This is a genomic window from Runella sp. MFBS21, assembly GCF_029433105.1.
Taxonomy (GTDB): Bacteria; Bacteroidota; Bacteroidia; order Cytophagales; family Spirosomataceae; genus Runella.
Window position 1 is genome coordinate 73,025 of the sequence record NZ_JARNTW010000026.1, and the last position, 15,371, is coordinate 88,395.

Consider the following 15,371-nt stretch of genomic DNA (forward strand, 5'->3'; position numbering starts at 1 on the left):
ATGACTTGGGTTTAAGAAAGAAAGCGTTAGCGATTAAAGTTTCATCAAATGCAATTAGGTCAAAATATTAAAGGGTACATACTGACGCAATGGCTAGGTTCGGGAGGAATGGGTGAAGTGTATCAAGCACAGCACCAAACCTCCCGCCGCTTGGCAGCCGTAAAAGTTTTGTATAGAACCGACCAAGCGGCAAGGTTCAAAAATGAAGCGTATATCCAAGCTTCTGTGCAACATCCCCACATTGCGGCTCTTTATGAATACACCATCGAAAACGGGACTCCTTGCATCATTATGGAATATGTAGAAGGAATCACGCTTGAAAAACTCATCAAGCGACAAGGGCGGTTACCAGAAAGCTTTGTGTGGAAGATTATGGAGCAGATTGTGTTGGCGGTGGTACATCTGCATGAAAAAAACATTATCCATCGTGATTTGAAACCTGGCAATGTCAAAGTAAATCGGGAGAGTGTTGCCAAATTATTGGATTTTGGGATTGCAAAATCTGCCTATACTCCTAAGCTTACCCAAGAAGGCTATATCGTGGGTACGTCACATTATATGGCTCCCGAGCAGTTTCAAAACAAAGTAGGTATCGAATCGGACTGTTGGGCATTGGGGGTATTGTTTTATGAAATGCTAACGGGGTATTTGCCTTTTGATGGAAGAAGCGAGACAGAGGTACGGCTCAAAATAGAAAAAGGAAATTATACTGCTCCCGATTTATTGGTACCAGAGGTGTCAAAAAGAAGTAAACGTCTCATTCAAAGATTGTTAAAGGCCAATGCCTCTTCTCGAATGAATGCCAATGAGCTATTAACCGCCTTGCAAAATCCCGACAATAATTCCCTATTTTCAATTACAGAATGGGTAAATAATATCACTGATTTTGTGGATAAAATGCCGGTAAAACGGTGGTTAAGAGTTAACAATGATTAATGTATTATCTCGAACTCTTACGAGTATGTTTTGGAAAAAATGGCTATCTGACAAATCAACTGACGCGCCTGTGTCAGATTCACACAGCGACCTACGAGCCGTGGTAGTGTCGGATGTAGGGTGTGTTCGTACAAACAATGAAGATGCAGCTCGGTTTATTCGCCCTGCTGACTTAGGAATTCGGGCCAATAAAGGTTTTTTGGCTATCGTAGCTGATGGCATGGGAGGCCACGCCGCTGGTGAAATAGCTTCTCAACTAGCAGTAGAGACCATCGCCAAAACATATTACTCGCGCGAAGAATCGGTAGAAGAAAGTTTGTTTTTGGCTTTCACCAAGGCAAATCGCTCTATTTGGCAAGCCGCTAGTCGTAATTCACAACAACGGGGAATGGGGACTACCTGTACGGCATTAGTAGTATGTGATCAGCACTTGTACATGGCGCATGTAGGTGATAGCAGGCTATATATTCTTAAAAATGGGCAGATTATACAGCTCTCAACGGATCATACTTACGTCCAAATGCTGGTAAGTCAGGGGGTGATTACACCACTAGAAGCCGAAAAGCACCCCGAACGCAATGTTCTTACGCGGGCCATGGGAACTCACAACAAAGTGGAGATAGATGTAGAAACTCTTACTTATAAATTGGAAAATGATGACCGAGTTTTGCTGTGTACCGATGGTTTATACGATTATTTGAGCAACGACGAAATCGCTCAGTTGATGCTCATTCCCGCCTTAAACGAGTCTGCTCAACAATTGGTAGAATCTGCTAAACAAAGAGGAGGCCACGACAATATCACAGTGCTGCTACTAGAGCGCGTTTCCAACGCAGTTTTTCAATCTCCTCGTCCAACCGAAGAAATAAAATAGCAGTAACTGCTAAGCAGCTTTATGCACTAAGCTTTAAGCAGTAGGGAGACTCGTTGAGTAAGCAAAACAGCTTAGGGCTTACCGCCTAACGCGTATTGCAATACATACTAACGCGTATTGCTAAGTAATTACAAAAAACATTAACCTTAACTAAGATGATTGGCCGTACCCTTCATAATTATCATATCGAAGAGCTGCTGGGCGAAGGCGGTATGGGAACGGTGTATCGGGCCACTGATACATTTTTGCGTCGCCCAGTTGCGATAAAAATGCTACACCCACATTTATTGCGTGATACCAATTTTATGGACCGTTTTCGCAATGAAGCGGTGCTTTCGGCGCAGTTGAATCATCCCAATGTAGCTACTTTATACAATTTTCTACAAATCCGCACCGACAATCTAATGATAATGGAACTTGTGGATGGAATGACATTGGAGCGTTTGGTAGCAAAAAAAGGAAAGTTACCTCTAGAAACCGCCGTAAAAATAGTAATTCAAGCTCTTGATGGCCTCCAACATGCTCATTATAAGGGGATTTTGCATCGAGATATTAAGCCGGCCAACCTTATGCTTACGCATGAAGGAACCGTCAAATTAATGGATTTTGGGATTGCTCGCATGGTAGGAAGTCAGCGCCTCACTCGGGCCGATAGGGTAGTGGGGACACTTGAGTACATGGCTCCAGAATTGCTCAATGGGGTAGAGCCTTCTATTCAGTCTGACTTGTATGCCATTGGGATATTACTGTATGAGTTGTTGTCGGGCAAGTTGCCTTTCGAACCTGTTACTGACAACACCCTTATCAATCAAATTCTGCATAAAAAGCCAATTTCTTTAAGAAGCAGAATCAATGATTTACCAAAATCCATCGAAGATATTTTAGAAAAACTATTGCACAAAAAACCCGAAAAGCGATTTGGAAAAGCATGGGAACTTCGCCAAGCACTTGCTACCATAGTAGCTCCTGGCCCTATCTCAGCAGATATATTTGAAACGAATCCCCAGCCTATAGTGCCCTTGACTCGCTTGGCTACGGTTAAGTCAGACAAACCCCAGATCAATCCGACTAGGCTTGCAAGCAGTCCTGTTTCTAAATCATCATCCCAAACCAAAATCCAAGAGCTACAGGCCAACCTTCTGAGTTTTGAAGGACTTATATTGGTAGGAGCTATCATTATAGCGGCCATAATAATTGGTTTTTGGGTGTTTGATGGGCCTGCTCCATCCTCTAAAGACATTGCCCTTGAGGTAGTGGATTCATTACCCAAAGTGCAAACATCTGATAATAAGACAATACCAGACAAATCAAAATCAGACCTAAATGAGGCGGTAACGGTATTTCCAGTGGACAAAAAAGAAGTAACATTGCCTATACAAACACCCACTGAACCAGAAGAAAAAAAGCCTCCGAAAACAACCAAAAAGAAATTACCAGTCGAAGAAGCACCTAAAGAGAAAAACCCTGTACAAGTAGAGGAGCCTCCTAAACCTATCGCAAAAGAAGAAAAGCCTAAGGAAGAGAAACCAAAAGAAGAAGCTCCTCCCAAACATACCCGTGTGGCTCATGTAGAACTAAACGGCGAATCATTTTCGGTCGAGTTTGCCCAAACAGTATCTTCCGAAGCCTCCTCGGGAGATGTGGTCTGGTTACGTACAATATCTGCCGTGAATGCAGAGGGGGTGGTCGTGATTCCGGTAGGAGCCAAAGTGAGGGCAAAAGTCATCACAGCTCGTTCTTCTACAAATTCACAGAAGGCACTTTTAGCCCTTCGTTTTGATGCTGTCGAAGCCGTTAATAATCAATGGGTACCCATCCGATTTCCCGAATATAGTGATAAGTCAAGTGAGCAGGTGATTTTTCAGCAAGGGCGAAGAGTTAACAATCTTCGTACCACCCGTACCAAGCTTACAATTCCATACTAAACATCCAAAATCATGTTCAAAAAAACGATTTTATTTCTACTTTTTAGTGGTGTTTCTACCAATCTTTTTGCCCAAGATATACGCTCAAATACAGAAGGTTTTAACCTAAGCCTCCAAGGAAGCTTTGTGCGATGGTCTTCTACGTTTTTTGATCAATTGGATGAGTCCGACCCCAACGGCATTGGCGGGACTGTCAGACTAGGTTATGGATTTAACCAACGATTTGAAGGGTTTGCTCAATACGAACGCCAAACCTTAAAACTAAAATCGGACTGGGATGTAAATCTCATGTCAACATTTGCGGCAGGAATTAGGGCCAATTTTGGCGGAACCTTACAAGCTGCTCGCCCTTTTGTTGAAGTAGGATATGCTTTACAAAATTCAAAAATAAGCCCTGTTTATTTGAATGGTATATTGTATGAGTTTAAGTTGAGCGGGCCTAGTGTATGGTTAGGAGGGGGCATTAATTATTTTATTACGCCCCAATTATCCCTTAATATAAGAGCTGCTGGTACAATTGGGAAGTATAACAGCTTCTTAGCCAGCGGACAAGGTTTTGAAGACCGTCCTGATGTGCGTACTTTTAGAGCGGCTATAGGTATCTGTTACTTTTTTAATTAAAATAATGTGACTTTAGTTTTTATATACCGTCTTAATAAAGAATCTACAAAAGTTAGTAGGTTCCGTTACCCTACTTTACTAGTTCCTGTACCGTCAGGTAGATCCCTCATCTGGCGGTACATTTGCATAAACTGTCGCACTTTACCCTATCTTTTACTTTTATCCCCACTACTAAAAAGACGGTATAACTGTTGATTAATTAGCTTTTTTATAAATAAGATTTTGTTAACTGTCAAAGCGACTGCAAAATGGCTAATTACACATTGAAAATCAACAATAAAAGCTACCGCGTAGAGGTCGAAGAAGATACGCCGCTCTTATGGGTACTCCGCGACCATCTGGGGTTGGTAGGTACTAAATATGGCTGTGGTATTGCGCAGTGTGGTGCCTGTACTATTCACTTAAATGGTACAGCTGTGCGTTCTTGTGTATTGCCAGTCTCTGCAATTGGGAAGCAAAAAATAACTACCATCGAAGGTTTGTCGGCCAATGGTGAGCATCCCGTTCAACAAGCTTGGTCAGAAATTGATGTACCCCAATGTGGGTATTGTCAAGCGGGTCAAATAATGACGGCTTCAGCTTTTCTCAATAAAAATCCCAAGCCTACGGCTGCCCAAATTACTGAAGCAATGAATGGAAATATTTGTCGTTGCGGTACCTATCACCGTATTCATGAAGCTGTTGCATTGGCTGCCTCAAAACTCAAATAATCACACATCATGATTCTAAAATCAAGCAGAAGGGAATTTATAAGAGCTTCGACTATGGTAGGTGGAGGTTTTTTACTGAGTTTTCGATGGTTCGAATCATCTGCTTCTCCAGTCCAAACGATAGCAGAAGAGGTTAATTTTAATAGCTATCTTTCTATTGCACCCAACGATGTCATTACCATTTTTGCGCCTAATCCCGAAGTAGGGCAGAATATCAAAACAGCTTTTCCCATGATTGTGGCCGAAGAATTGGATGCTGATTGGACCAAAGTAAAAATAGTACAGGCACATCTTGACACCAAAAAATTTGAACGTCAGGCCACGGCGGGGAGTGGAGCCATGCAGCATTCGTGGGATCGGCTGCGAAAAGCAGGTGCTACTGCTCGAATGATGTTGGTGGAAGCGGCTGCTAAAAGGTGGAATGTTTCGGCCGCTGCATTGACTACCGATAACGGTTTTGTATGGCATACTGAAAGTGGCCGCAAACTAAGCTATGGGAGTTTAGCGACAGATGCAGCCACCATGAAAGTGCCGGAGGGAGTAAAATTAAAGGTAAAAAAAGACTATAAACTCATTGGAAAACCCATCCACAATACTGATAACGCAGAAATGATTACGGGTAAGCCGTTGTATGGCATGGATACCTATCGCGAAGGAATGTTGATTGCCATGATTGAACGTCCACCGTTTGGAACCAAAATAAAATTTGCGGAAACTGCCGCTGCCAAGGCTATGCCGGGTATTGTGGAGGTGATTACGTTCAAAAACAAAGTAGCAGTACTCGGTAAATCGACTTGGCAGGTAACCAAAGCCCGTAAATTGTTGAAAGTAGAATATGAGCCCGACGGCGCGGTAGAAAGTACAACGGAGCATAATACGTTGATGAAACAACTGTTGGACAAAGCAGATGTAAAACCATCGCGCAAAGACGGAGATGTAGAGGCGGTATTTAAAACAGCCGCTCAAGTAATTACGCGCGAATACCAAGCGCCCTTTTTATCTCATGCTTGCATGGAGCCGATGAACTTCTTTGCGCACGTACGGCCCGATGGGGTTGAATTGATTGGGCCAGCTCAGTTGCCTGAAGATACCCGAAAAAACGTGGCGAAATTGTTAGGGATAGATATTGAAAAAATAACGCTCCAAATGACGCGCATGGGCGGCGGCTTTGGAAGACGACAACGCTCTGATTATTCGATGGAAGCGGCCGAGCTGTCAAGTATGGTGAAAGCCCCGGTCAAAGTGATCTGGACTCGTGAAGACGATATGCAGGGTGGCCAGTATCGACCAGCGATGCGCTATCGTTTTCAGGCGGCATTGGATGAAGAAGGTAATTGGATTGGGTATAGAATGCGTGGAGTAGGTATCAATTCAGGCAATAGTACGCGTCCTGACCATTTTCCAGCGGGAGCCGTGGCCAATTTTCTGGTTGATTCCATTGACCATAAATCTCCTGTAACGACTGCTCCGTGGCGAGCCCCTTCCGAAAATTTTTTGGGATTTGCCGAACAGTCTTTTTTTGATGAGATAGCTGCTGCCGCTCATCGAGATCCAATCGAATATCGACTTGCTTATCTTGAAAAAGCACAAAAAACGCCCGTAGGAGCGGTAAAATATGATATTGAGCGAATGAAAGGCGTAATCAAATTAGTGGCAGAAAAGTCGAATTGGGGTAAAAACAAAGAATTATACCAAGGATTTAGCGCCTATTTTTCGCATGGTTCTTATATTGCGCAGGTGGCCGAAATAGAGATGAAAAATGGTAGTTTGGTGCTGCGGAAAATGTATGCGGCAGTAGATTGTGGCGTAGTCGTCAACCTAAGCGGAGCGTATCAGCAGGTAAAGGGCGGCATTATCGATGGCTTAGGACATGCACTATATGGAGAAGTAACGCTCCAAGATGGCATACCGCTCCAAAAGAATTTTGATACCTATCGACTGATTAGGATGAAAGAAGTGCCAGACGTAGAAGTTTATTTTGTAGATAGTGACATCAACCCAACAGGCTTAGGTGAACCCGCTTTACCGCCAGCCGCAGCTGCACTGGCGAATGCCTTTTTTAAAGCCACCGGAAAACGCCTCTATCATCAACCTTTTTCGAAAGAAGAAGCCATGAAAGAACTGACCTTAAATCAAAGTAGTTAGGAACTATGACATGAAAAAGTCTTGTCAATGTATTACTTTAAAACCCGTTGTTGTATGATTGGCAAAGCTTTTTCGGCCCATAGGCGATACATTTTTCCCGAAAAATGAAGCTCATCTTGAGCGATAAGCGATAAGTCATCTTTGGCGATTCGGGAAAGAGGCGTAATATCAATAAAGACAATACTAAGTTTAGCACATTCTTCTTTGGCTATTGCGTTGAAGGCGTCAATTTCGGCTGCAATTTGGGCCTGATTGCTTCCTTTGGCAAAAGGCGTAACTCCCCAATCGGGAATAGAAAGTACAAAAACCCGCTGAATATTTCCACCTGCATATCCAATTGCTTGTTGGAGAAGTTCGTGAAATTCGGTACGGTATCGCTCCATACTTTGTCCACGGTATTGATTGTTGACTCCAATCAAAAGCGAGACCATGTTATAAGGGCCTTTAGGATTTCGATCTTTGATTCCTTCCAAGAGCTCGGCGGTAGTCCAACCAGTACGAGCGATGATTTCAGGAGAATTGATGTTAAGATTATTTTTTCTCAACAAATCCGTCAAAATCTCACTCCACCTATCCTCAGGAGCTACACTCTCCCCAATGGTGTAAGAATCGCCTAGTGCTAAGTACCGATAAGCGCTTGGCTGGTTGATGATTTCAGGTTCCATATAATTAGACTGATTGGTAGAACAAGCCGTAATTAGCAGCAAAATACTCCAAAGCCAATTCATAATTTTTGTTTTTCAAAGTACATATTTATATATTTGTTTCTAACCACTTTTGTTTTGTCATGTCACTTCTTTCGGCCGACGACCTTATTTATGGGTACATGAACGGTATATTTCCAATGGCAGATGCCGACGGTACATTGTACTGGTATTCACCAGATCCAAGAGCAATCATCCCTATTTATACGTACAAATCCCCTAAATCGCTTCGTCCTGTTCTCAATAAATCTGTTTTTGAGATTAGAATCAATGCTGACTTTAACGGGGTGATGAGGGGATGTGCGGCACCACGTCAAGGAGATGATAATACATGGATTTCGGACGAAATTATCAAAGCCTATACTGACTTACACCACTTGGGGTTTGCACACAGTGTTGAGACGTATATTGACAATCGTTTGGTTGGGGGGCTTTATGGAGTGGCCATTGGTGCGGTATTTTTTGGTGAATCTATGTTTCATACTGTAAGCAATGCCTCTAAAGTTGCGTTTCATTATTTAATAGAGATTCTTAAACAACAAAAATTTGATTTACTAGATACTCAATTCATCAATGATAATGTACGTAGGTTTGGGGCCATTGAGATTCCTAAGTCTGATTATATTCAACAACTAAAGCGAGCCATATCGAAAAAAGCTCGTTTTACCGAAGCTTCGATAGAGCACCTTTTTATGCATCAGTGACGGTCATCTAAGTAATTTGATTCATCCTTTTTTTGTGAGGATTAGGACACCAAAAATGTCCCTTCAGCTTTAATGCTTGGTTTTGATATATTTTATAGCAAAATTTACTAAAAATAAACCAAGCTATTTAATTTATGGCAGCTATCTCCTTAAATGTCAACGGAAAAAATTATAACCTTGACGTTGAACCTCAGATGCCACTTTTGTGGGCGATTCGTGATATTATTGGGCTCAAAGGCACAAAGTTTGGCTGTGGCATAGCACAGTGTGGCGCTTGTACCGTACACATGGACGGAAAGCCTACGCGTTCTTGTGTTTTACCGGTACAAGCAGTAACAGGAAAAAAAATAACGACTATCGAGGGAATTGGTACAGAAGAAAATTTACATCCTGTACAACAAGCATGGATTGATGAGCAAGTACCTCAGTGTGGCTACTGTCAGTCAGGGCAGATTATGGCCGCTACGGCGCTTTTAAAAGAAAAGCCTAATCCTACCAATGCTGACATCGACGCTGCGATGCGTGGACATCTTTGTCGATGTGGTACTTACGACCGTATTCGGAAGGCTATCAAACAAGCCTCGAAGGTCGCTCCCAAAAATGAAGCATCTGGAGGAAAGTAATCAAGAACATCTAAACTTTAAAACTAAAGACATGAGTAATCGCAGAGATTTTATAAAAACCTTGGGTCTGTCGTCGGCGGGTTTGATGTTAGGGTTATCAGCTACCCCAAGGCCCTCGGTTGTCAAGATGACTACCCACGGTGGCCCCTCAGCCTTGGCGCTCGAAATCAACCCGTTTATTGTGATAGAACCTACAGGGAAAATTATCCTCATCAATCCTCGCCCTGATATGGGGCAAGGCTCTACCCAAGCGGTTCCGTCGCTTTTGGCTGAGGAGCTAGATGTAAGATTAGATCAGGTAACGATTTGGCAATCAGACGGCAAAAATAAATATGGAGACCAAACTTCGGGGGGTAGTAGCAGTGTAAGAGCATTGTGGAATCCTATTCGCAAAGCAGGAGCCGCCGCCCGCGAAATGCTCGTTAAAGCCGCCGCTCAGCGTTGGAAAGTATCCGAAACAGAATGCTATGCCAAAGAAGGAAAAATATACCACAAGCCTACTGGCAAAACACTTTCTTACGGAGAAGTAGCCGATGATGCTTCCAAACTAGAAGTTCCCAAAAATCCAACACTTAAAGAAGCTAAAGATTTTAAAATCATTGGAAAATATGCTCCTAGGCTTGATGTACCAGCCCGTGTGACGGGTAAGGCAGTATTTGGAATAGATGTAGAGGTGCCCGGAATGGTATATGCCGTGATGATTCATAACCCGCACATTCACGGAAAAGTGGTATCTATCGATGATAGTGAGGCTCTAAAAATAAAGGGTGTTCAAAAAGTATTGAAATGCGAACGTCCCATGCCTCACCGTACTGCCGAAGCAGTGGCTATCATTGCCGATAATTTCTGGGCGGCACTATCGGCCAAAAGAGCGGTAAAGGTGCAATGGGAAAATGGTGACATCCCCCAAACCATGACCACGGAAGTTTATTTTAAAAAATGTGCAGAAGCCGCAACCAAAGAAGGACTCAAAGCGGAGGAACATGGCGATTTTGGCGTAAAGTTTTCAGGAGCTTCTAAAAAAATAGAGGCAGTATATGAGACGCCCTTTTTGGCACATGCACCCATAGAACCTGAAAATGCCATCGCTCATATCAAAGAAGACGGCACCGCCGAAGTTTGGGCACCTATTCAAGGGCCTGATTGGGCTTTAAGGGATTTGGCAGGTTATCTCAAAATAAAACCCGAACAAATTAAAGTAAACGTAGCCTTACTAGGGGGCGCATTTGGAAGAAAAGCCTACCACGATTTTTTGTTGGAGGCTTGTTATCTTTCTCGGGAAGTCAAAAAGCCAGTAAAATTGGTGTGGACGCGTGAAGATGACATTACCCAAGGACCCTATCGCCCCGGAATGCTAGCGCGTATGCAAGGGGGAATAGATACGCAAGGCAATATTGTAGCGTATCATCATCATCCTATTGGTGAATCTATCCAAATGCAGGTCTTCAAAACACCTACTGATAAACCAGATGATTGGATTTGTGGAGAATTGAGCCAAAAAGAACAAAAATACAATATCCCTGCTTTTAAGGTGTCGTTTAGTCATGTACCTACCGACATCCCGATTGTATGGTGGCGCTCAGTATATGCTTCCAATTTTGGGTTTAGTCAAGAAGGATTTTTGGATGAGCTCATTCATGCCGCTGGTAAAGACCCCATCAAAGCTCGTCTCGAAATGTTGACAGATACGCGCTTTAAAACGGTACTCGAAACTTTACACGAAAAAGCCAAATGGTCTGAAAAACTTCCGGCGGGTCAAGGCAAAGGAATAGCCATATTTAAGTCTTTTGGAAGTATTAGTGCTTGTTGTATTACGGTTTCTAAACAAGCCAATGGCGTTAAGATAGATAAAGTGGTATCGGTAATAGATTGTGGGCATTATGTCAACCCTGATAATGTAAAAGCCCAGACCGAAGGCAACATTGTGATGGGGATTTCGGCGGCAGTCAAAAAAGGAATTACATTTTCAAATGGACAAGCCGAGCAAACCAATTTTCATCAGTATCAAATCATGCGATTCAATGAAATGCCAGTGGTGGAAATACACATTGTAGAAAGCGGAGCCGAACCGGGTGGAGTAGGTGAGCCAGGTTTGCCTCCTATTGCTCCTGCCCTGACCAATGCCATTTTTGCCGCTACTGGCAAACGAATCCGTAGGCTGCCTTTTGATCTAAATACATTGGCATAATTAAAATATTTTATCCCAAAAAGGCGGTCTAAAAAAGTAATTAGGCCGCCTTTTTTTATTGAATTATAAATAGTTGTAAAGATTTTATGTATCTTTGCGATACAGTATGCAAGCATACCAATAAGCCTATTGATAAAAACGAAAATAGATTAACGCCCCATGGCCCAGTACTATAGCCGTCGAAATATCAATTTCCTACTTTATGAAGTTTTCAAAGCTACCGAGCTAACCAAATACCCGTATTTTAATGCGCATGATCGGGAAACATTTGATATGACGCTTGATGCCGTAACCCAAATTGGAGACAATATCATGTTTCCTTATTTGAAAGAGCTAGATCGTAATCAGCCAGAACTTCGTAATGGAAAAGTAGCGGTGCATCCCAAAGTGGGAGAGTACATCAGAGCAATGGGTGAGGCAGGGTTGATAGGAGCTGGTTTTGATTTTGAAAACGGCGGGCAACAATTGCCTGAAACCGTTAATTCGCTTTTAGGATTTATCGTAATGGCGGCCAACAATGGTATGATGTACACGGGCCTCACTTCGGGCGCTGCTAGATTGATTGCTTCTTTTGGTTCAGAAGATTTAAAACAACTCTATGTTGAAAAAATGCTTGCCGGTCAGTGGCAAGGTACTATGGCTTTGACTGAGCCGCAAGCAGGAAGTTCATTGTCAGATATTACTACTACGGCTTTTCCCCAAGAAGATGGTACTTATCGTATCAAAGGCCAAAAAGTATTTATTTCGGCAGGAGACCATGACCAATGTCCTAATATCATTCATTTGATGTTGGCTCGGATAGAAGGTGCCCCCAAAGGAACTAAAGGCATTTCACTTTTTGTCGTGCCCAAATACCGGGAAGATGGCTCCGAAAATGATGTTACCTCTACAGGCATCTATCATAAACTCGGCCAACGGGGCGTTCCGGCCATGCACCTGACTATGGGTGACCGCGACGATTGCCACGGGTGGTTGGTAGGAGAGCCTCACAAGGGGCTTTCATACATGTTTCAGATGATGAACGAAGCGCGCATTGGAGTCGGAATGACAGGTGCGGCTATTGCGTCAGCAGCTTATGGGGCATCGTTACAATACGCTAAAGAACGTCCGCAAAGTCGCCGATTGAATGAAAAATCGGCCTTGGATACGCCTCAAATTCCCATTATTGAGCATCCTGACGTAAAACGGATGCTTTTGCTCCAAAAAGCCATCGTGGAAGGTTCGCTTTCTTTGTTGATTGAAACAGCACGTTGCTTTGACATTGCACACGCTTCCGACGACCCCGAAGAAAAAGAAAAATATCACTTGATGCTAGAGTTGCTTACTCCCGTAGCCAAAACATATCCTACTGAAATGGGATTGGTGGCGGTAAGTAATGGGCTTCAGGTGCTGGGAGGATATGGTTTTACGGAAGATTTTCCGCTCGAACAACTCTACCGTGATATTCGGATTACACCCATATATGAAGGTACCACAGGTATTCAATCGCAAGATTTGCTGGGCCGTAAAATGACCATGAAAGGCGGTAAACCAGCACAAATACTTTTTGGAGAAGTGAGCAAAACCATCTCAGAAGCGGAGGCTTTAGATGAAATGAATAAATATGCCCAGATACTTAAGGCAGAATTAGCGCGCTTGCAAGAAGTGACGATGAGCTTGATGCCTCATGCTATGCAGGGCGACATAGAACGATTTTTGATGGATGCTACTCTTTATATGGAGTTGTTTGGGATTATAACCGTAGCCTGGCAATGGCTGAAACAAGGAGTCGTAGCCAAACAGGCTATTTTAAACCAAAATCCAGAAGGAGAGGAGTTGGCATTTTATGAGGCAAAAATCCATACAATGAAGTTCTTCTTTCATTATGAAGTCCCCAAGACCCTAGGTCTTGCCAAACGCCTTAAAGAAAATGAAATATTAACAATTACTACCCAAAAAGAGTTAGCTCTTTAGAGGAAAAAGATTTTTCATCACAATTATATTTTACAACAACTGAAAACCGAAGCAACAGTCCTGACATTTGTCGGGATTTGTTGTTTATAAGGGGAGTGGATTTCAAAACTTCGTTTTGCGCCTAAATTAGGTCAAAATAGTAATCTTCCTCACGTAATTAAGATTTAGAGCTATGCTTTAGATGGTTGGTGAGAGTGATGACGATACATTGCCTTTGCTACATCTATTTCGGAGAAAACTCATATTTATTGCATGAGGTACATTTCAGGGATGACTGTTGCAGAAATGTAACCTCTGTTGTATATTGCCTTCATGGAACTATCAGAATATGCTATTGTCATGCTTAAGGATGTAATTATTGGTGACTCTGGAATTCATATACCATATTTAACTGGTCAGAAAATAACAGACTTATTTAACTCATTTTGCACAAAAAAGGAAATTTATCCTAAAGATTGGGATGATCCTGAAAATGGATTTAGATACAGCAGGAAGAAATATACCGAAAAGCGACTTCAAGAGTTAAACGGAACCTACCAACTTAGTAAATTAATAGAACAAATTGTTCAGCCAGTACACTTTATTCAGCATAAGGCAGAATATGATGCAAGTGTAGTTGATGCTATTAATGCAATCATTGTTCATGACGGGTATAAAGTTATTGAAATTGAAGGCACTTTTAAAGTTGTGGGTGATGTTGCACCTGATGAGTTGAAGATAAAAGTACACTTTGAAGATATACAGAATCAAATTCTTGAGCAGGTCAATGCAGCGAAATACATAATATGGGTAGCTGTTGCTTGGTTTACAGATAAGATATTAATGAAGGCTTTACATGAGAAGCAAAAGCAAGGTGTAAATGTACAAGTTGTAATTTTTGACGATGAGATTAATCAAAAGTATGGCATCCTTAAAGCAGACACAGTGAAGTATTTTAATGTACATAAAATTAAATATGATGATAGCACAAAAATGCATAACAAGTTCTGTGTCATAGATTTAAATACAGTTATTCATGGCACATATAATTGGACTGATAGAGCTAGATATAATGATGAAACTATGCAGATAACTGAGAGCCGAGAGTTAGCTCACACATTCGCTGATGAATTTATTAAATTAAAGCAGAAAGCCAAAAAATGATTAAATACATTGCTTATATCAGGGTAAGTACAAAAGGGCGGGAACGCAGTGGCTTATCTTTTGATGCTCAGAAAGCGATAATTGAGCATTATGCAGAAATTGATAAGGCAGAGATTGTAAAAGATTTCATAGAAACTGAAAGTGGTAAAGACATTGCAAACCGCCCCATCTTAAAATCTGCCATTGAATACGCACAAACTCATAAGATGGTTTTAGTAGTAACCAAGCTTGACCGCCTGAGCCGTGATGTAGAACATATCTTTAAAATTCAAAAGCAGTTAGGGGTTTATTTCAAAAGTTGCGATTTGCCAACCACTGATGCTTTAACACTTTCCATCTATGCAGGTATAGCACAACGTGAGAGGGAGCTGATTAGTATTCGTACCCGTCAGGCACTTCAAGCAAAGAAAAGGCAGGGGAGTAAGCTTGGCAATCTATCAAACCTCACCAAAGCAGGCCGTGAAGCGGCAACAGCTTCCCTATCTCAAAAGGCAAAAACCAATCAGAATAACCAAAGAGCCGCAGCTCTTATAAAAATTTGCCGTGAAAGAGGGATGAGCTTAAGCCGAATTGCAGAACATTTAAACAATAATGGTTTTACTACTTCCACAGGTAGAAAATTCCAAAAAACTACTATAAGTAGAATGATATAATTGAAAATAACAAAAGAAAAAGTTGGCCTGTCAGAATGTGCGGCCTGTCGCCCGTGGAATGGCCATGGGGAGTGTACGCTGAACTGTGTCAGGATTTTAGTTTTGCCTTTTCAGCCTCCGAGGTAATTTTCTCTGTCAGCTTGTAATCTATCGCCAAATTTAATGTACAATTGCGACATGGCCAACCCCCAA

At 42.2% G+C, this 15,371-nt stretch carries 13 protein-coding genes; 12 read left to right on the forward strand and 1 reads right to left on the reverse strand.

Going from position 1 to position 15,371, the window contains the following annotated elements:
• Nucleotides 1-48 precede the first annotated feature (48 nt).
• From P1X15_RS29145 to P1X15_RS29170, 6 genes are all read left to right on the forward strand, one after another.
• The gene (locus tag P1X15_RS29145) at nt 49-936 is read left to right on the forward strand and encodes a serine/threonine-protein kinase (RefSeq protein ID WP_277341655.1); all 888 of its coding nucleotides are present in this window, start codon (nt 49-51) and stop codon (nt 934-936) included.
• Entirely contained in the window at nt 929-1,810 is an 882-nt protein-coding gene (locus P1X15_RS29150; RefSeq protein ID WP_277341656.1) for a Stp1/IreP family PP2C-type Ser/Thr phosphatase, read from the forward strand. Before P1X15_RS29145 ends, P1X15_RS29150 begins: the two co-directional genes overlap by 8 nt.
• A 155-nt stretch (nt 1,811-1,965) precedes the next feature.
• Nucleotides 1,966-3,735 (forward strand): serine/threonine-protein kinase, encoded by a 1,770-nt coding sequence (locus P1X15_RS29155; RefSeq protein WP_277341657.1) that lies wholly within the window; start codon nt 1,966-1,968, stop codon nt 3,733-3,735.
• 12 nt (nt 3,736-3,747) lie between these two features.
• Nucleotides 3,748-4,356 carry an outer membrane beta-barrel protein gene (locus tag P1X15_RS29160; protein WP_277341658.1) on the forward strand — a complete coding sequence of 203 codons (609 nt, stop codon included), beginning with the start codon at nt 3,748-3,750 and terminating at the stop codon, nt 4,354-4,356.
• A 248-nt stretch (nt 4,357-4,604) separates the two neighbouring features.
• Nucleotides 4,605-5,066, forward strand: a complete 462-nt coding sequence (locus P1X15_RS29165) for a (2Fe-2S)-binding protein (protein WP_277341659.1) — start codon at nt 4,605-4,607, stop codon at nt 5,064-5,066.
• Nucleotides 5,067-5,075: 9 nt separating this feature from the next.
• On the forward strand, nt 5,076-7,211 hold the full coding sequence (locus P1X15_RS29170; RefSeq protein ID WP_277341660.1) for a xanthine dehydrogenase family protein molybdopterin-binding subunit: 2,136 nt from the start codon (nt 5,076-5,078) through the stop codon (nt 7,209-7,211).
• A gap of 32 nt (nt 7,212-7,243) precedes the next feature.
• Here the strand turns inward: P1X15_RS29170 and P1X15_RS29175 are convergent, their stop codons facing one another.
• The gene (locus P1X15_RS29175) at nt 7,244-7,939 is read right to left on the reverse strand and encodes an SGNH/GDSL hydrolase family protein (protein ID WP_277341661.1); all 696 of its coding nucleotides are present in this window, start codon (nt 7,937-7,939) and stop codon (nt 7,244-7,246) included.
• A gap of 59 nt (nt 7,940-7,998) precedes the next feature.
• Between P1X15_RS29175 and aat the strand changes: the two genes are divergently transcribed.
• From aat to P1X15_RS29205, 6 genes are all read left to right on the forward strand, one after another.
• Nucleotides 7,999-8,619 carry a leucyl/phenylalanyl-tRNA--protein transferase gene (gene aat / locus P1X15_RS29180; protein WP_277341662.1) on the forward strand — a complete coding sequence of 207 codons (621 nt, stop codon included), beginning with the start codon at nt 7,999-8,001 and terminating at the stop codon, nt 8,617-8,619.
• A gap of 134 nt (nt 8,620-8,753) precedes the next feature.
• On the forward strand, nt 8,754-9,242 hold the full coding sequence (locus tag P1X15_RS29185; protein ID WP_277341663.1) for a (2Fe-2S)-binding protein: 489 nt from the start codon (nt 8,754-8,756) through the stop codon (nt 9,240-9,242).
• Between the two features lie 31 nt (nt 9,243-9,273).
• Complete coding sequence (locus tag P1X15_RS29190) at nt 9,274-11,430, forward strand: molybdopterin cofactor-binding domain-containing protein (RefSeq protein ID WP_277341664.1); 2,157 nt, start codon at nt 9,274-9,276, stop codon at nt 11,428-11,430.
• A 159-nt stretch (nt 11,431-11,589) separates the two neighbouring features.
• Nucleotides 11,590-13,383: an acyl-CoA dehydrogenase gene (locus tag P1X15_RS29195; protein WP_277341665.1), complete on the forward strand. Its 1,794-nt coding sequence runs from the start codon at nt 11,590-11,592 to the stop codon at nt 13,381-13,383.
• Nucleotides 13,384-13,695: 312 nt separating this feature from the next.
• Nucleotides 13,696-14,526: a phospholipase D-like domain-containing protein gene (locus P1X15_RS29200; RefSeq protein WP_277341666.1), complete on the forward strand. Its 831-nt coding sequence runs from the start codon at nt 13,696-13,698 to the stop codon at nt 14,524-14,526.
• Nucleotides 14,523-15,179 carry a recombinase family protein gene (locus P1X15_RS29205; protein ID WP_277341667.1) on the forward strand — a complete coding sequence of 219 codons (657 nt, stop codon included), beginning with the start codon at nt 14,523-14,525 and terminating at the stop codon, nt 15,177-15,179. The genes P1X15_RS29200 and P1X15_RS29205 overlap by 4 nt, the downstream gene beginning before the upstream one ends.
• Nucleotides 15,180-15,371: the final 192 nt, after the last annotated feature.